Annotated in this window: 13 protein-coding genes; 10 read left to right on the top strand and 3 right to left on the bottom strand. The window is 70.6% G+C overall.

The window, feature by feature from the left end; translation table 11 throughout:
- The first annotated feature begins 66 nt into the window (after window positions 1-66).
- The 9 genes from ACFOYY_RS02800 to ACFOYY_RS02760 all read left to right on the top strand — a co-directional run bounded on the left by ACFOYY_RS02800 (window position 67) and on the right by ACFOYY_RS02760 (window position 13,554).
- On the top strand, window positions 67-2,274 hold the full coding sequence (locus tag ACFOYY_RS02800; RefSeq protein ID WP_386187478.1) for a serine/threonine-protein kinase: 2,208 nt from the start codon (window positions 67-69) through the stop codon (window positions 2,272-2,274).
- Window positions 2,271-4,310, top strand: a complete 2,040-nt coding sequence (locus ACFOYY_RS02795) for a serine/threonine-protein kinase (RefSeq protein WP_386187475.1) — start codon at window positions 2,271-2,273, stop codon at window positions 4,308-4,310. The genes ACFOYY_RS02800 and ACFOYY_RS02795 overlap by 4 nt, the downstream gene beginning before the upstream one ends.
- 250 nt (window positions 4,311-4,560) lie before the next feature.
- Window positions 4,561-4,983 carry a hypothetical protein gene (locus tag ACFOYY_RS02790; protein WP_386187472.1) on the top strand — a complete coding sequence of 141 codons (423 nt, stop codon included), beginning with the start codon at window positions 4,561-4,563 and terminating at the stop codon, window positions 4,981-4,983.
- Between the two features lie 153 nt (window positions 4,984-5,136).
- Entirely contained in the window at window positions 5,137-6,705 is a 1,569-nt protein-coding gene (locus ACFOYY_RS02785; protein WP_386187469.1) for an outer membrane protein assembly factor BamB family protein, read from the top strand.
- Complete coding sequence (locus tag ACFOYY_RS02780; RefSeq protein ID WP_386187466.1) at window positions 6,702-7,592, top strand: hypothetical protein; 891 nt, start codon at window positions 6,702-6,704, stop codon at window positions 7,590-7,592. Before ACFOYY_RS02785 ends, ACFOYY_RS02780 begins: the two co-directional genes overlap by 4 nt.
- Window positions 7,577-10,051 (top strand): outer membrane protein assembly factor BamB family protein, encoded by a 2,475-nt coding sequence (locus ACFOYY_RS02775; protein ID WP_386187463.1) that lies wholly within the window; start codon window positions 7,577-7,579, stop codon window positions 10,049-10,051. Before ACFOYY_RS02780 ends, ACFOYY_RS02775 begins: the two co-directional genes overlap by 16 nt.
- A 157-nt stretch (window positions 10,052-10,208) precedes the next feature.
- Window positions 10,209-11,504, top strand: coding sequence for a serine/threonine-protein kinase (locus tag ACFOYY_RS02770; RefSeq protein ID WP_386187460.1), 1,296 nt, complete (start codon window positions 10,209-10,211; stop codon window positions 11,502-11,504).
- Window positions 11,505-11,802: 298 nt separating this feature from the next.
- Window positions 11,803-12,582: an electron transfer flavoprotein subunit beta/FixA family protein gene (locus ACFOYY_RS02765; protein WP_362780575.1), complete on the top strand. Its 780-nt coding sequence runs from the start codon at window positions 11,803-11,805 to the stop codon at window positions 12,580-12,582.
- Window positions 12,583-12,600: 18 nt separating this feature from the next.
- Window positions 12,601-13,554: an electron transfer flavoprotein subunit alpha/FixB family protein gene (locus ACFOYY_RS02760; RefSeq protein ID WP_362780577.1), complete on the top strand. Its 954-nt coding sequence runs from the start codon at window positions 12,601-12,603 to the stop codon at window positions 13,552-13,554.
- Between the two features lie 161 nt (window positions 13,555-13,715).
- Here ACFOYY_RS02760 and ACFOYY_RS02755 read toward each other — a convergent pair whose 3' ends face one another.
- From ACFOYY_RS02755 to ACFOYY_RS02745, 3 genes are all read right to left on the bottom strand, one after another.
- Complete coding sequence (locus ACFOYY_RS02755; protein WP_352015204.1) at window positions 13,716-14,171, bottom strand: BP74-related protein; 456 nt, start codon at window positions 14,169-14,171, stop codon at window positions 13,716-13,718.
- 196 nt (window positions 14,172-14,367) lie between these two features.
- A complete protein-coding gene (locus ACFOYY_RS02750) occupies window positions 14,368-15,558 on the bottom strand; it encodes an MFS transporter (RefSeq protein ID WP_352015205.1) in 1,191 nt (396 codons plus the stop codon).
- 138 nt (window positions 15,559-15,696) lie between these two features.
- Entirely contained in the window at window positions 15,697-16,203 is a 507-nt protein-coding gene (locus ACFOYY_RS02745) for a TetR/AcrR family transcriptional regulator (protein ID WP_352010178.1), read from the bottom strand.
- Between the two features lie 111 nt (window positions 16,204-16,314).
- On the opposite strand from ACFOYY_RS02745, the gene ACFOYY_RS02740 reads away from it, so the two are divergent.
- Window positions 16,315-17,478: a cysteine desulfurase family protein gene (locus ACFOYY_RS02740; RefSeq protein WP_386187453.1), complete on the top strand. Its 1,164-nt coding sequence runs from the start codon at window positions 16,315-16,317 to the stop codon at window positions 17,476-17,478.
- Window positions 17,479-17,563 lie beyond the last annotated feature (85 nt).

The raw sequence follows: 17,563 nt of genomic DNA, 5'->3' as shown, positions 1-17,563 counted from the left end.
GGCACACGTTATCCCATCAGAGAATATGGCCTGATGGTTCATCTCATGGGCGGGGTTTAAGCCGGTATGGTTTTTCATGCCATGAATCAGGACGACCGACTGGGCCCGTACCGACTGCTCCGGCGGCTCGGTGAAGGCGGCATGGGCGTTGTCCACCTCGCGGCCGACCCCCACGGGCGGCAGGTCGCGGTGAAGGTCCTGCGCTCGGAGGTCGCGGGCGACGACGTGGCCCGCCGCAGGCTCTCCCGCGAGGTCGAGACCATGCGGCGGGTGCGCAGCGAGCACATCGCCGAGGTCCTCGACGCCGACGTGACAGGACACCGCCCCTACATCGTGACCCGCTACGTGCCGGGTCAGCCGTTGGACGACCACGTCAAGCAGGAAGGTCCGATGGACCTGCCCGCGCTGCTCAAGGTCGCCTACGGGGTGGCCTCCGCGCTGGCGTCCGTGCACTCCGTCGGGGTGATCCACCGCGACCTCAAGCCCGGCAACGTGCTCATCCTGAACGGCAGGCCGGTCCTCATCGACTTCGGCATCGCGCAGGCCGTGGACGCGACCCGGCTGACCCAGACCGGCATGTTCATCGGCACGCCCGGCTACCTCGCCCCCGAGATCATCGAGGGGCACGAGGCGGGACCCGAGGTGGACGTGCACGCCTGGGCGGGCACGATGGTCTTCGCGGCCACCGGCCAGCCGCCCTTCGGCAAGGGCACGCTGGAGATGATCTTCTACAACATCACCGCGGGCCGGGCGAACGTGGACGCGGTCCCCGAGGCGCTGCGGCCCGTGCTGCGCGCCGCCCTCCAGCGCGACCCCGCCAGGCGTCCCAGGGCGGCGGAGCTCGCCGCCCAGATCGAACGGCTGATGTCGGCCTCCGGACGTCCCAGCCCGCCGGACGAGGTGCCCACGGTCACCGGCTTCGAGGGCCGCACGACGGACCTCGGGCAGCCGACCGGGCCGTACGTGCCGACGGGACTCGGCGCCACTCCCGGCGGCGCTCCGGGCGTGGCCCCCGGCCAGACGACGGGTCAGGCGACGGGGCCCTACGTGCCCACCGGCCCGGGTTTCCGGTCCGGTCCCGTCGCGGACCCCGGGCAGCCGACCGGCCCCTACGTGCCCACGGGCCTGGGTTCCCGCCCCGGTGACGTCGCGGCGCCCGGTCGTACGGGGGAGCGAACCGACCCCGGTGACGTGCCGACCCCGGTCGCCTCGCGTCCCGGCACGTCCATGCCGTGGCCGCCCGCCCCGGTCTCGACGCCGCCCGACTACGTCTCGCTGCTCGGCGAGCAGCAGCAGGGGCCCGACCCGTGGCCGACCCGCAGGGTGACGCCGGAGGAGTTGCGTCAGGCGGCCGCCCAGCCGGTCTCGCAGCCGATGCCGCAGCAGGCCTTCCAGGAGCAGCCGGGGACGAGGGGCCTGCCGGCGAGGCCCGGTGGCGACGGCGACATCCCGACCCAGCGGGTCCGGCCCCACGAGCTCGAACAACTGCGCAACCAGGCGCAGCGGCAGTACCCCCAGGGGCAGGCGGCCTTCGAGCGGGCTCCCCAGCCGGGCGGGCACCCCGCGCACCCGGGCGCCGCGGGCCCGCAGCCCTACCAGGCGACACGGGTGCAGTCCTACCCGCCCGCCGAGGAACGCCAGGAGTGGCGTCCCACCGCCTCCTCCGCTCCGCGGGGCTCCGCGGTTTACGGCGTCGCGAGCGCGCTGCTGATGGTCGCCGTGACGGCCGTCGCCGTCCTGGCGCCCGTCCTGACCGCCGTCGTCGCGATCCCGCTGGTGATCCTGCTGCGCGCCGCCGACATCGCCCAGCCCGAGTTCAACGGCCGCAGGCAGGCTTCCGAGGGGGCCGCCGACGTCCTGCGGGTGCTCGGCAGGCCCGCCGCCCTGGCGAAGTCCGCGGGCATCACCCTCGCGCTCGTGCCGTACGGCCTCATCCTCGGCCTGCCGGTGACGTTGCTGCTGTCGGTGCTGGTCAGGAGCCTGCCGCAGACCGCCGCGCTCAGCTGGGGTGCGGCTGTGGCGCTGTGGACGATCTGCGCAGGTCCTGGAGTCGAGGGCCCCAGGAGGCAGATGCGACGTACGCTGGCATCACTGCTGCCTTCGCGCGGCGCGGCCACGGCCGTGGCCGCGGTGCTGGGAGCGGTCGCCGCACTGGCGCTCCTGTTCGCGATCGGCACCTTCAGGGGAGGGACGTCGCGGGTGCAATGGGCGCCGGTCGACGTCGGAACGGTGGTGGGGGAACTGCGCAATCTACGGGACAGGGCGACACGATGACGACGGGAGAGACGCAGGCACCGGAGCGGCTCGGGCCGTACCGGCTGCTCAGGCAGATCGGCGAGGGCGGCATGGGGGTCGTCCACCTGGGGCTCGACGAGGACGGCCGCGAGGTGGCGGTCAAGGTCCTGCACCCGCACGTCGCGGCCGACCTCAAGGCCCGCGACCGGCTCACCCGCGAGGTCGAGACCATGCGGCGGGTGCGCAGCGCGCAGGTGGCCGAGGTGCTCGACGCCGAACTGACCGGCGCGCAGCCGTACATCGTGACCCGCTTCGCGCCGGGCCGCACGCTTGAGGAGATCGTCCTCGCGGAGGGGCCGCTGGCCCCGCACGAGGTCATCAAGCTCGCCCGCGGCCTGTGCGCGGCGCTGGTGGCGATCCACGCGGCCGACGTCGTGCACCGTGACCTCAAGCCGTCGAACGTGATGATGGTCGACGGAGAGCCGCTGGTCATCGACTTCGGCATCGCGCACCTGGTCAACGCGACCCGGCTGACCCAGACCGGCATGTTCGTCGGCACGCCCGGCTATCTCGCCCCGGAGATCATCAGGGATTCCGAGATCACCCAGGCCGCCGACGTGCACGCGCTGGCCTCGACGGTCTTCTTCGGCGCGACCGGCAAGCCGCCGTTCGGCACCGGGAGCTTCGAGGTCGTCTGCTTCAACATCATGGAGGGCCGGGCCAACGTCGACCAGGCCCCGGTCTGGCTGCGCGGCTGGCTCAGGCAGGCCCTGGCGGTCGACCCCAAGGCCAGGCCGAGCGCGCACGCGCTGCTGCGGATGGCACGCGACCTCGACCCGACGGTCACCGCCTTCCACGAGGCCGCGCCGCCGCAGGCCAACGACGGCGGCACCAGGGTGTTCAGCGCGGACGGCACCCGGGTGCTGGACGGTCCGCCGCCGGTCGTGCCGTCCCCCACCGCGCCGTCTTCCACGTCTTCCGCTTCGTCTTCCACGTCGCCTTCCGCGTCGCGGCCTCAGGTCCCGCCTCCGGCGAACGGCACCAGGGCGCTGCCGCAGGACGGGACCTACTCCGACCTGCTGCCCCCGGTCGAGTACGCCAAGCCGGAGCGGCGCGAGCGCAGGCCGCGTGAGGAGCCGCCCGAGCACCAGGCCGGGCGTTCCACGGCCGGGTCGCCGCCGCCGTACGTCCCGGCCACACCGCCGCCGCCCTACGTGCCGGCTCCGCTCTCCGTGCAGCGCAGGGTCGCGCCGCCGCCCCCCTACCCCGACCAGCGGGTCGCCGGATACCCGGCGCCGCAGCCGGTGGGGCAGGGCGCGCCGTTCGCCCCGCCCCAGCACGAGCCCAGGCCGTACGTCCCGCCGCCCGCGCCGCAGCCCCTGCCCGGGGAGCAGCGTCCCCGCTACCGCACCGGGCATCCGCTGGCCGCGGCGCTGCTGCTGGCGATCCTGGTCGGCCTGGCCTGCGTGCTGCCCGTGGTGGTGAGCGCCTTCGCGCTGGTCGCCGTGCTTTGCCTGCGGGTCGGGGAGTACCTCTTCGGAGACCTGGCCCAGCGTCGCTCCGTGCGCGGCAACAGCGCCGCCGACCCGTTGCTCGCGCTGGTCGGCACCCCGTGGGCGTTGATCAAGGCGTTCCTCGCGACGCTGGTCACGGCTCCGCTGGCCGCGATGTTCGGCATGTGCGTCTGGGGCGCGCTGACGTTCATCGGGCACATGAAGACCGACCCGGCGGCGGCCTACGCGGCCGGGGCGTTCGTGGCGGGGCTGTTCGTGCTGCCCGGCGGGGGCAAGCCGCGCAGAGCGGTCTCCCGCGCTCTGACCGGGGTGATCCGCAGCCCGGGGGCGGCGATGGTGACCACGATCATCCTGGGCACGCTCGCGTTCTTCGTGGTGATGGGCGCGCTGACGCTGATCCCGTCCTTCGTCCCGTGGGACCAGCCGTCGAGCGTCGTCAAGCAGGTGACGCGGGCCTGGCAGGTCAAGGTGGAGAACGGGCAGATGGGAGCGATCGACCTCGTCCGAGGCCTGTTCAACGACCTGATGGACAGCCTCGGCCTCGGGTTCGTCTCCTTCTAGACGGAGGGTCCAAGCCGCCGGGATCCTGAACGACGAAGGGCGTGGGTGTCCTCCGGACCCCACGCCCTTCGGCTTTGCCCCGGTCGTTGCCAGGGCACCGTTTCACCCTCCTGCCCGGCGCCGGTCCGTCAGGTTTCCGCGGCGTGTGCGGTTTCGCAGCCGGAAGAAGAACAAAAGGCGGGCCGATAATCGTCGGCGGTGTAACCATGACGGCGGCGGGGGAGATGAGATAGAAGGACTGGGAGGGCGCGTGAACGTTGCCGATCTGGCAAATCAGGTGACACCTTATGTGGTGGCGGCGATAGGCGCCTACGGAGGCGCGGTGCTGGCCAAGACGCAGGATCTGGCCGCCGACGAGTCGGTGAATCTCGGGCGCAGGCTGCTGCGGCGTTTCGTCAAGCGTGAGGAAAGCCGCGATCGCATCGAGTTCGCCGTTCAGGATCTCGCGGACGAGCCGGAGGACGAGGACGCCCTGGCCGCACTCCGTGGTCAGTTGAAGAGGGCTCTCGCCGCCGATCCCGAACTGGCCGGGGACGTGGCGAGGTTGCTGCGGGCCGCCTCCGCCTCCACTCCGGTGGTGAACAGCGGTGGCCAGGTCGTCGCTGGAAGCTCGATCTCCGGGGACAACGTTCAGATCGGATCGGCACGGGACGTCAACCTCCATCGACGCTGATTCGCCGGGAGGTCAAGTGGACATGGCTTCCTGAAGATGTACTTCGTAATCGGGAAGTGGCGCGTTCGTGAATCATGGGTGTGGCTTGCCCTGCTGTTCCTGCCCTACCTGGTGATTCCTTCTTCGCTTCCTCCGGTGCCTTTCCGCGTTCCCGTGGAAAATGGAGGCGCGGCCGTTCCCGGCGGTATTCGCTCGCTGCTGTGGAAGGTGAAGATCCCGGAGGACCTGTCCAACACCGTCTTCGTCGGTGACGTGCTGGTCGTGACACACGGAGATCAGATCGAAGGCAGAGAAGCCGACACAGGGCGTCTCCTGTGGTCCTTCGGCGTGTCGGACTCCAACGGCTACAGCCCGCCGGAGGAGCGCATCGGGGTGACCGGTGACTACGTCGTCGCGGCGATTCCGCGCGACGGGAAGGACAAGACGGACGAAGAGGCCCCCAGGGGCGACGGCCTTCTGACGTTCAACGGACGCACTGGAGCGCTCCTCTGGACGCTCGGGTCCGGATTCCACGGCTCCGACACGCCCATGCCCCCTCTGGTGACCTATCTCGGTGTCGGTGAGGGGAACGTACTGATCCACCTTCCCGCCATCGGTGTGGTGAGAGCCCTCGACGTGGCGGACGGGCGCCGCAGATGGGACTCCCCCCTCCCCTCCGGGTGCCTCGGGCAGACAGGCGGGGCGGACCGGTGGGTCGTCGCGATGCTGATCTCCTGCGGGCGGGAGACCCGTCTGCGTGTGCTGAGCGCCTCCACCGGCAGGTGGCTCTGGGAGCAGGAGGTCTTTCCCCTGGGCGATCCCCTGGTCATGGTCGCCGACGGGGTGGTGGGCCTGGAGAGCGACAACGCGTTGAACGTCTACGACGCCGACGGCCGGCAACTCTACGAGCACGTCGCCGAACACGCCTGTCCGTGCTCTCTCGTCGCCACGGCCACCGGTGTGCTGGTCGTGGGGCAGGACGACTACAGAAACTCCTTGTTGACGGCGATCGTGGACCGGCGATCGGGCCGCGTCATCGAGAGCGAGGACGAGAGCGTCTCCTTCATGGCGGTTCAGGCGCTCGACGGGCGGATCTACGCGACGAGGCGGCTCGGTGAGCTTCAGAGTTCCATCGTCGTGACGGTGGATCCGGTGACGGGAGAGCAGACGCCCGTCGTCGCCTTTCCCGCTCCCGTCAGCCTGCTTGGCATGAGCCGGTACGCGTTGCTGTTCGCCTCCGTGTCCACCTCGTCGCTGGCCGCTTACACGACGGTTCCGCCGTCGGCAGACCCCGGCGCCACGGCGCGCGGAGGCGTCGGTCGTGAGAGGTGGCGTGACGCGTGTGCCCTGATCCCGGCCTCCACGCTGAGGGCCGAGTTCCCGGAGGCTCACTACACTCCTGTCGCCCGGCCGGGGCCGCCGGAACTCGCCCTGGACACGCCCGTCGGCTGCGACCTGGTTCCCGGCGACGCGAGGCATCCCGTCATCACGATCGACATCAGATGGGCGGGAACGGACAAGGACGAGACAGAGGACGTTCTTCAGGATCTGATGGCGAGGTTCGACGAGAAAAAACCCATCCCTCTCGGGCATGGCGCGCAGATGTACACCAACAGTGCGGTGCGCGATGTCGCGATCCTACGGGCGGGTGACACGGTGGTCCGCATGGACGGCGCGGGCGGCCACGAAGTCACCGTGAGACTCGCCCGCCAGGTGGTTCGTGGCCTTCGGGCGACGAGATGACCCGTCATCCGCCTGAGACCGAGCCGGTCGAGCAGCCCGCCGCCGCCCCGAGCCTGCACCATGCGACGGTTGGCGGGAACAACGTCCAGATCACGTCCGCCAGGGACGTGACGGTTGTCTCCGAGTCTGCGGGAAGACCCGTCCGGCGGCGTTCACCGGTGTGGCTGTTCGTCGTAGGCGTCGTCCTGGCGGGCGGCGCGGTAGCGTTCGGCGAACGCTCCACTCTGGCCGACGTGGCTCAGGACGCTCTCGGCGCGCCGGTCCTGACCGCCGTCACCACATCGATAGTCAACGTCGGAGACTCCTTCGCGATGCCGGACGAGTTCTCGACCGCCGAGCACGCCCTTCTGCTGCGCGCTCCGAGTTACCGGCAGCTGACGGAGACGCTGTTCCGTCACCATGCGGCTCGGCTGGGGACGATGAACGTGGTCACCGTTCTCCGGGGCCGGCGCCACGGCGCCGTCAGGATCATCGACGTCCGGCCGTACATCGTCAGGTCCGGGCCCCTTCCCACGGGCACCTGTCTCACCATCCCCGCCCAGGGAGGTGGTGAGGAGTACAAGGTCAAGGCGGACCTCGACCACCTGAACCCCAGAGGCGGTCAGTCGAGGTTCCTGCCCAAGAGCATCGATCTGGCATATGGGGAGCGTGTGACGGTCGAGTTCACGGTGCATGCCAAGAACCGCTGGTACGAATGGGGTATCGAGGTGGTTTACGCCTACAAGGACAGTGGGGAGACCGAGAGCGCGTTCTTCCAACAGGCCAACGGACAGCCGTTCAGAGTCACAGGAGAGGCACCGAGGTACTCGGTCGTCTACAACGATCCCAGCAGTCTCGGTGTGGGTTACCGGATCACCGGTAGGAATCAGCCGTGCGGAAGGCGATGAGAACACGGCTGCTGGCGGTCCTTCTGGTGCTGGTCCTGCCCTTGCCCCTGGCGGACGCACCGGCGGCCGCCCAGCCACGAGCGCGTCTCGTCCCTCTCTGGCACAGGGACGTCTCGATCCCGCAGGGGGAGTACGGGTACGCCCTCACGTCGCGTGACTTTCTCGTGTACACCGCACGCGGTGTGCTCGCACTCGGCCTGGACGACGGACGGCCAAGGTGGAGACACCACCTCTCCACGGCGACGGCCGTGGGCTGGAGCATCGCCTCCGGCGTTTTCGTCGTCGACTACTACCAGCCGTTCGCCCAGGAGAACAGGCGGCACCAGCTGATCGCGGTGTCGAGCGTCACCGGAAAGGAACTGTGGCGCAGACGGGGGCTGTCCCTCCCGCCCCGGGGACGGAGGTCGGCGGCCCTGCAGGACCGCTCGCCGGTCTTCCTCACCAGGAAGTCGGAGAAAGGAGGGCTGATCGCCGTTTCGCCGGGCACGGCGCGTGATCTGTGGAGCTTCCGCCCTCCCGCCGGGTGCGACGTCTCCCAATCGGCGGTTCGTGCCGCCGACGTGGTGCTCCTCCTCACCTGTGGCCGGTCGTCGCGCATGCTTCTCCTGGACGTGGCCACCGGTGCGACGCGCCGGTCGGTCCGGCTTCCCGCGGGGGCGGTCTCGGACTTCCAGGTCGCCGATCACGTGATCGCGCTCTTCGGTGACGGTGCGATGACCTTGTACGACGACGAGGGGCGGGCGGTGCTCCGGCGCGGGGAGTGCTGGCCGCGATGCGCGATGACGTACGAACAGGGCCTCGTGCTGACGACCTACCACAGTGGTGAGGAGGATGTCATGGAGGCGGCCTCCTGGCCCGGAGGCGCCCCTGTGTGGCAGGTGAGACCGGCGCCGGCGTACACCGGCCTGGTCGAGGGAGGCGTCGGAATCCGGGCGACGGAGGAGGAAGGCCTTCCGGTCGTCGACCTGATCGAGCCCGGGACCGGCGAGGTGACCTCCTACGGCCTTCCGACGCCCGGCAGGCCGCTGGCGTCGGCCGGTGAGCGTCTCTACGCAGGAAGCGTCATGAGCGCGGTGGGGCAGACGCCGAGTGTACGCATCGCGGCCCTGCGACGTGGCCAGGGCGGAGGGACGCCGCTGCTCGCGGGTGTGGACCCGGGCCGCTGGCCGGACGCCTGCGCGCTTTCCCCGGGGAGGACGTTCTCCGCCGGGACGCCCCGGACCACCCTGTCCGGTTACACCATGCCCAGCCCTGTCGCCTGCCGCTACACCGATCGGAACGGCGGCCACCTCGTCGTACGTGTCCTGTGGGTCGCCGACGATCCGGGCGAGGCCGTCGGCACGATCGAGACGCTGCGGGACGTCTACGCGTACAGACCGGTCACCGGCATCGGAGACCAGGCCGTCGCGGACGCGACCCTGCCGAGCACCGTTGTCCTCAGGGCCGGTTTGGTGGTGGTCTCCGTCGTGTCGGGTGACATCTCCGTGCGGCGCCGGCTGACGGAACTCTCCGGATCCGTTGCCGACCGGCTGCGCGAAACCGATGTCGTCAGTGAGGCGCGGGCCGTCCCCGCTCCCGCGCCACCACAGCGGTTCAGGCTGCTCCGCCTGCCGGGAACGCGAACGGTGGTGGCCGAGGACGCCACGACCTCCCCCTGGCTGGGCGCCTATCTGTCCGGTGAAGACCTCTACGTCCGAGTGAAGGGAGTCTTCGCCCGGTTTGACGGGACGGTGAGGGCCCTTTCGCCGACCGGTGCCTGGGGGGCCGGGACCACGGAGAGCTACCCGGCGCAGGGCCGGGACCCTGTGACGATCGTGGACACCGCGACGGGGAAGGTCCGCGAGGTGCCGACGGTCAAGGCGCCCATGGGTGTGGTCCGCCCCGTCTGGTCGCCGGACGGACGTCTGCTGTTGACCGCCCGCACCCAGGAGGAGATCACCGGTTTTGTGATCGTCGACGTGGCCACGATGAGTTCCCGGTTCGTCCGCGTCGCCCATGGCGGCCGTTACTCAGGAGGATTCCGCTGGGGGGCGGACTTCAAGACGGTGGCCGTTCAGACCGGGCTCGAACGCGACGAGGAGGACGCCCACCGTGACGTCACGTTCTTCGACCTCCACGGTGCGGTGCGACACCGCTTCAAGAAGGTCGGGAAACTGATGGGAGAGCAGAACTGGATGTCCCCCTCCGGGAGGGTCTTCGCCACCCGTTGCGCCGGGCAAGCCGGTCAGCTCTGCCTCTGGCGAACGGCGGACGGCGCGCAGGCGGCCCGGGTTCCGGTGGATTCAGGCCGTTTCATCGCCTGGTACGGCGAGGACCGCTTCCTCGGCCGGCACACCCTGTCCTCGGGGGAACGGGTGGTCGGGATCACCGACCTTCTCGGCCGGTTGCGCGCTCAGCTCGCCACGACCCCCAAGGGTGAGGAACTGGAACCGGTCGTCGTTTCCCAGGCCGGAGCCTGATCTCCGGACGGTCTCCGTCCGGAAGATGTGAGTTCCGGTAACCGTGATGGAGAAGCCGGGTGTAGGCCCGTGTCCTTTATGGAGGGTTTCTCGGAACCTCTTCGTGCGGGAGCGGCCCGGCTGAGGCACGATGAGGGGACAGGCCGGAAGGAGCCGCATGGGAGCGACCGAGGGTGACCGCCTTGGCCCGTACCACCTGCTGTCCACGCTCGGCGCCGGAGGTTTCGGCGAGGTCCACCTGGCACTCGACCCCGACGGGCGGACGGTCGCGGTAAAGATCCTGCATCCGCACGTCGCGGCCGACGCCACGGCCCTGGCCCGCCTCTCCCGCGAGGTCGAGACCATGCGGCGGGTCCAGGGGCCGCACGTCGCCGAGGTCCTGGACGCCTCCATGGAGGGCGCCCGCCCCTACCTGGTCACCCGCTACGTGCAGGGCCGCCCGCTCAGCGCGCTGATCTCCGCCGAGGGCGCGGTCCCCGGCGACGATCTCGTACGGCTGGCGCACGGCCTGGCGCGGGCGCTGGCGGCCGTACACGCCGCGGGGGTCGTTCACCGCGACCTCAAGCCGGCCAACGTCATCATGGCCGACGGCGAGCCGGTCGTGATCGACTTCGGTATCGCCTCGGCTCTCGACGCCGCCTCCGTCACGGCGTCGGGGACGGTCATCGGCACTCCCGGATACCTGGCGCCCGAGGTCATCGAGGGCGCGGTGGCGGGCCCGGCGGCCGACCTGTTCTCCTTCGGCGCCACACTCGCCCACGCCGCGACGGGACGGCACCCGTACGGCACCGGCCCGGCCTCGGCGGTCGGCTACCGCGTCGTCCACCACGATCCCGACCTTGAGGGGGTTCCCGGCTGGCTTGAGCCGGTGCTGCGCGAGTGCATGCGGCGTGACCCGGCCGCCAGGCCCACGGCGGCGGAGGTGCTCGGACGCCTCGGGGCCGAGGCCCCGGAGGTCGGCGAGCCGCTCGCACGGCCCCGGCGGGCCTTCGCGGTGCCGGGAGTCTCCACAGGTTCCACGGACTCCTCAGGCGGCGGGGCGGTGGAGACCGGGGTGCACGCGCTGACCACCCGGCAGTGGCGTCCGGGGCGGCGCCCGCCGCAGGGCAGGCTCTCGGCTGAGGAGGCCCTGCGGCGCCGCAGGGTCGTGGTGCACCGTCGCTGGGTCGTCGGCACGGGGCTGCTGACCGCGCTGGCGGCGGCGACGGCGCGCGGTCCGCTGCCGGAGCTGTCGCTGCTGTTGCTGACGGCCTACGGCCTGACGGTGCTCGTGGACGGGGGAGTCGCCCTCCTCGCCCGTAAGGACCGGGGCCGGGCGATCGTCGATCTGGCGGGTGGCGCGGGAGCCGTCATACTCTGGGCCGTTCTGGGCACCTTCTTCAGCACCCTTTCACTCGCGCTCGCGTTGGGTACGGTCCTGTTCGTTCTGGTGGCCATCCTCGTGTCGAGCTGAGCTATGGGACCCGGCCACGATTTCCGGAACATAGTTCGGTATGGTGGGGGTGTGTGACTGGTCGGCCAGCCCTGGCCGTCGGCGTCAGCCGTACGACCCGGGTAGGCTACCGATCGGTAACATGGTGCCGGAGGGCAGGGACGGGACATCCCGGCCGTGCCGTCCGCTGCCGTTCCGCCCACGGGGACCCGGCAGTCTTGGCATCGCGTGCACGTACCCCGCGTGCGCGTAGGGAGCATTCGGCGCTAACCGCAGCGACGCGGTGGCGCACGCGAACACGGGAGGTCGGCCACCGGCCATGAACATCGTCGTCTGCGTGAAGCAAGTCCCCGACACGGCGACCGAGCGCAAGCTGCGGTCCGATGACAAGACGATCGACCGCGACGCCGCCGACGGCGTCATCAACGAGCTGTGCGAGTACGCGGTCGAGGAGGCGCTGCGCCTGAAGGAGGCGCACGGGGGTGAGGTGACCGTCCTCACCATGGGCCCCGACAAGGCGAGCGACACCATCCGCAAGGCCCTGGCCATGGGCGCGGACAAGGCGGTCCACCTGGTCGACGACGCGCTGCACGGCTCCGACGCGCTGGGCACCTCCTACGCCCTGGCGCAGACGCTCAGGAAGATCGGGTTCGACCTGGTCGTGCTCGGCTCCGAGTCGACCGACGCCCGTACCGGAGTGCTCGCCGCCATGCTGGCCGAGCGTCTCGGCGTCCCGCAGCTCACCTTCGCCAACAAGGTCGAGGTGGGCAAGGGCACGATCACCGTTCAGCGCGTCACCGACTACGGCTACGACAGGGTCGAGGCCTCGCTGCCCGCCGTCGTCTCCGTCGTCGAGAAGATCAACGAGCCGCGTTACCCCTCTTTCAAGGGCATCATGGCCGCCAAGAAGAAGCCGGTGGAGAAGCTCGGAGTCGCCGACGCCGAGATCGACGCCGCCCAGGTCGGCCTGGCGGGCTCCTGGAGCGAGGTGACCGACTTCGCCGCGGCTCCGCCGCGCGCGGCGGGCACGATCGTCAAGGACGAGGGCGACGGCGGTGTGAAGGCCGCCGACTTCCTCGCGTCGAAGAAGTTCGTCTGAGAACGGGGGTTGCCTGATATGTCTGAGATTCTCGTTCTGGTCGAGCACGTCGAAGGTCAGGTCAAGAAGGTCACGCTGGAACTGCTGACGCTCGCCCGAGGGCTGGGCTCGCCGTCGGCGGTCTGGGCCGGGCCCGGATACTCCGCGGAGGCCCAGGCGAGGCTGGCCGAGCACGGCGCCGAGAAGATCTACGTCGCCGACTCCGCCGAGGTCGCTGACTACGTCGTGGCCCCCAAGGCCGAGCTGCTCGCCCAGCTCGTCTCGGAGAAGGCTCCGGCCGCGGTGCTCGTCGCCGCGACGGCCGAGGCCAAGGAGATCGCGGGCAGGCTGGCCATCAAGATCGACTCCGGTGTGCTGACCGACGCGGTCGGTGTGGGGGACGGCCTCGTGGCCGACCAGTCGATCTTCGGTGGCGGGGTCAACGTCCACTCGCGCGTCACGAAGGGCACCCCGATCATCGCGGTCCGCCCCAACGCCACCCCGGTCGAGGCCGCGGCGGGCGCGGGCGCCGAGGAGCGCGTCTCCGTCACGATCTCCGAGGCCGCCAAGGCCGCCAGGATCGTGGAGCGGGTCAAGGAGGAGAAGGGGGCCCGCCCCGAGCTGACCGAGGCCGCGATCGTGGTCTCCGGTGGCCGTGGCGTGGGCTCGGCGGAGAACTTCTCGGTCATCGAGGGGCTCGCCGACTCCCTCGGCGCCGCCGTCGGCGCCTCCCGCGCCGCGACCGACGCGGGCTGGTACCCGCACCAGTTCCAGGTGGGTCAGACCGGCAAGACCGTCTCCCCGCAGCTCTACATCGCCGCGGGCATCTCCGGCGCCATCCAGCACCGGGCCGGGATGCAGACGGCCAAGACGATCGTCGCCATCAACAAGGACCCCGAGGCGCCGATCTTCGAGCTCGCGGACTACGGCGTCGTGGGTGACCTGCACCAGGTCGTCCCGCAGCTGACCGACGAGATCACCAAGCGCAAGTAGTTCACAGGACCACGGAAAACGGCGTCGCGCCCGGGTGCGGCGCCGTTTCCCGTGTGACCGTCCGGCGGCGGGCCCGCCGCCGGACGGCGCTGTCCTCACTCAGGGAGTCCCCAGGCGTCCCCCGACGGTCTGGACCTCCCGTTCACCACGGGTCGTGTGCCCTACGGCACGGTCACCTCACGCACCAGGTGCGAGCTCCACGGGCACCAGGTGTTGCCGGGAAGGAACGCGCCGCCCACCTCGGACAGGTGCTCCTCGACGTAGCCGATCGAGGCGTCGCACACCTCGGTCGCGACGTCGAAGAAGTCGACCGTGGCGGGGTCGTAGTGGTAGCTCCAGGACGGGTTGTAGCTTTCGGTGCCGGTGACGATCTTGCCGATGACGCTGCGCCTGTCGGTGGACAGGCCGCTCAGCAGATCCCTGGCGTGCCGGATCTTGGAGGTGTCGGTGAGCTTGAAGACGAACGTGTCGCTGCCGGCGTCGGCGAACTCGAAGTAGGCCACGGGTCCCAGGGAGGCCTTGGAGGCCGGGCCGGTCTGCTGCGCCTGGGCGGTACCGGCCAGGGCGAGCGTCGAGGCCAAGGCGAGTGCGGTGACCACCGGAAGGACGGGTCGCATGAGCATCTCCTGTTCTGACGGATCGTGAATACGACGTACTTGACAGGCAGTGCACTACCAGTCAGAACTGTAGATCAACGATCAACGACACGTACAGAGGATTTTCTGCCTTGATCTCTTATTTGGATGTTGTTCGCATTTAAGACATATATGTCCGGCCTTCCGTGGAATGCGGAAGGCCGGAAAGACGACCTGGTCAGGCGGCCATGGACAGCTCCCGCTCCCGCGTCTCCTCCACGGCGGCCGGTACGGCGGGGCGGGGCAGGAACCGGGCGGCCAGCGCGATCAGCAGCCCCAGGACGACGGCCAGGAAGAGCGCGGTCCTGAGGGTGGTCACATGCGAGACGAACCCGATGATCACCGGGCCGAGCAGCAGTCCCGCGTAGCCCATCGCACCGGTCTGGGCGATGGCCGGACCGGGGTTGGCCGTCGCGCCGCCCGCCAGGGACAGGGCCATCGGGGAGACCGTGGCGACCGCGACGCCGACCAGGAGCATGGCGCCCACGGCGACCGGGGCGGTCGGCGCGCTCAGCACCGCGCCGAAGGTGGCCGCGGTCGCGAGACCCGCGGTGACGATCATGCCTCGGGCGCCGAAGCGGGCCCTGACCCGGTCGCCGGTGAGCCTGCCGAGCAACATGCCCGCCTCGAAGACCGGGTAGCCCAGCGCGGCCACGGCCTCGGCCGCGCCCAGGGTGTCGCGCAGGTACAGACCGTTCCAGTCGGCGATCGTGCCCTCGACCATGAACGCGCAGAAGGCGATCACACCGAGCAGGTAGACCACCGGAGGCATCCGGCGGCGGCCGGCCGCGGCGGCCTTCTCCGACAGGACGGGGTCGGGCAGGTAGGAACGGCTGATGACGACCAGTACGGGAAGGGAGACGAGCGCCACCAGGATCAGGTGGGCGGTGAACGACAGGCCCGCCGCGATGGCCGCCGTGCCGAGGAGGCCCGCGGAGATCGCGCCCACGCACCAGCCCGCGTGCATGCCGTTCATCAGCGGCCTGCCGTAGGCGCGCTCGACCGTCGAGCCCTGCGCGTTCATGGCGACGTCGACCGCGCCGAACGCCATGCCGAACAGCGCCGCGGCGACGAGCAGCAGGGGATAGGTCGGCGCCAGGGCCAGCAGGGCCAGGGTGACCGCGCACAGGGGAGCGCCGACCCGCAGGACGCTCCGGCTGCCAAGCCGTGCCATCACCCCGCGCATCGACTGCATGGTGACCAGCGCGCCCAGCCCCCACACGAGGAGCGTGACGCCGATCGACGCCTCGGACAGGCCGAGTTTGTCGGACAGCGCCGGGATACGCACGGTCATCGACCCACAGAGCAGGCCGGCCAGCACGAATGTGAGAACTGCCCCGGTTCGGGCTGTCCTCAGGTCGCGGGTCATCACTGAATCCCTTCACAAAAGGTTGTTTCAACGGTGAACGAACGGGGACACACGAGTCGGTCGCTTCCGCACGCGGAAGCGACCGCCAGTGTTCTTGGGGGAGCGCGAGCGCCGTGGGCGGCGCGGGAGGCCCGGCCGTCAGGCGGGCAGCAGGGCCAGCAGACGCCGCTTCAGCTCGGCGTGGCGCTCGTCGTCGTAGAGGGCGGGGTCGTGGGTGGCCACGTCCCACAGCCCCTCACAGGCGAGTCGCACGATCTGGGCGGTCGTGGGGTCGGGCTCGGTGTCGAGCCCCTCACGGTGCCAGCGGGCCATCGCCTCACGCAGGGGGGCGAGCAGATAGGGGTTGCCCGAGGCGCCGGTGACCACGGCCCAGCGTCGCAGCCTGCCACTGCGCACGGCGGCGAAGGTGGCGTGCAGATAGTTCTTTGTGTAGGTGTCGTGGCCCTGGGTGGCGACGAGCTGGTCGAAGTCTTCGATCAGCCGCTCGACCATGCCTTTGATCAGGGCTTCCTTGGTGGCGAAGTGGTAGAGCAGCCCGCCCTTGCTGCAGCCCGCGCGCTCGGCGACGGCCGCCAGGGTGAGCGCCTGGGAGCCCTGGTCGCACAGCAGACTCTCCGCCGCGTCCAGCAACTCCTCCCGCCTCATGCAAAGGACTGTACCGTCCGGACGGTACAGTGGTCAAACCGAGGATGGGCTTCCCGCCGGGCACGGATACCCTTGGAAGGGACAAACGATCTGGGGAAGGGAAGTGCGGCAGTGGAGTCCGCCTATCTCGATCACGCGGCGACCACGCCGATGCTTCCCGAAGCGGTAGAGGCGATGACGGCTCAGCTGGGGCGGGTCGGCAACGCGTCGTCACTGCACACCGCGGGCCGCCGTACGCGCCAGGTCGTCGAGGAGGCCCGCGAGAGCATCGCCGAGGCGCTCGGCGCCCGGCCCAGCGAGGTCGTGTTCACCTCGGGCGGTACCGAGGCCGACAACCTCGCCATCAAGGGCCTCTACTGGTCGCGCAGGGCCAAGGGCGCCAACCGCATCCTGATCAGCGCCGTCGAGCACCACGCCGCGCTCGACCCGGCCCACTGGCTCGGCGACCACCAGGGCGCCGTCGTGGAGTCCCTTGAGGTGGACGGGTACGGCAGGGTGCACCCGCACACCCTGCGCGCCGCCATCGAGCGCGACCCCGGCAGCGTCGCCCTGGTCAGCGTCATGTGGGCCAACAACGAGGTCGGCACCATACAGCCCGTCAGGGTGCTCGCCGCGATCGCCCGCGACCACGGCATCCCCTTCCACACCGACGCCGTCCAGGCCATCGGGCAGCTTCCCGTCGTCTTCGCCGACTCGGGGGTCGACGCCCTCACGCTCTCCGGGCACAAGGTCGGCGGCCCGATGGGTACCGGCGCGCTGCTGCTGGCCAGGGGGATCGACCCGGTCCCCGTGCTGCACGGCGGCGGGCAGGAGCGCGACGTGCGCTCCGGCACCCTCGACGCCCCCTCGGTCGCGGGCATGGCCGCCGCGGTACGGCTCGCGGTCGCCCGGCAGGCCGAGACCGCCGCCCGGCTGACCGCGCTCCGCGACGACCTGGTCGCCAGGATCCGCCAGGCCGTACCCGATGTGATCCTCAACGGAGATCCGGCCAACCGGCTCCCCGGCAACGCGCACTTCTCCTTCCCCGGCTGCGAGGGCGACGCGCTGCTCATGCTCCTGGACGCCAAGGGGGTCGAGTGCTCGACGGGCTCGGCGTGCTCGGCGGGCGTCGCCCAGCCCTCCCACGTCCTGCTCGCCATGGGCGCCGACGCGGTCAGGGCACGGGGTTCGCTGCGTTTCACCCTCGGGCACACCTCGACGCCGTCCGATGTGGACAGGGTCACCGGCGTCATCGCGGGCGTCGTCGAGCGCGCCCGCCGGGCGGGCCTGATCTGACGGCGCCGCCCGGCCCGGCGGAGAGGGCTCCCACGCGGGTACGCTCAAGGTGTTATGAGACTTCGCGTGCTTGCCGCCATGTCCG

Origin of the sequence: Streptosporangium jomthongense (assembly GCF_042650425.1) — a bacterium.
Lineage (GTDB): Bacteria > Actinomycetota > Actinomycetes > Streptosporangiales > Streptosporangiaceae > Streptosporangium.
The sequence above is the reverse complement of the archived record's forward strand: the minus strand, read 5'-3'. Positions and strand labels throughout refer to the sequence as shown.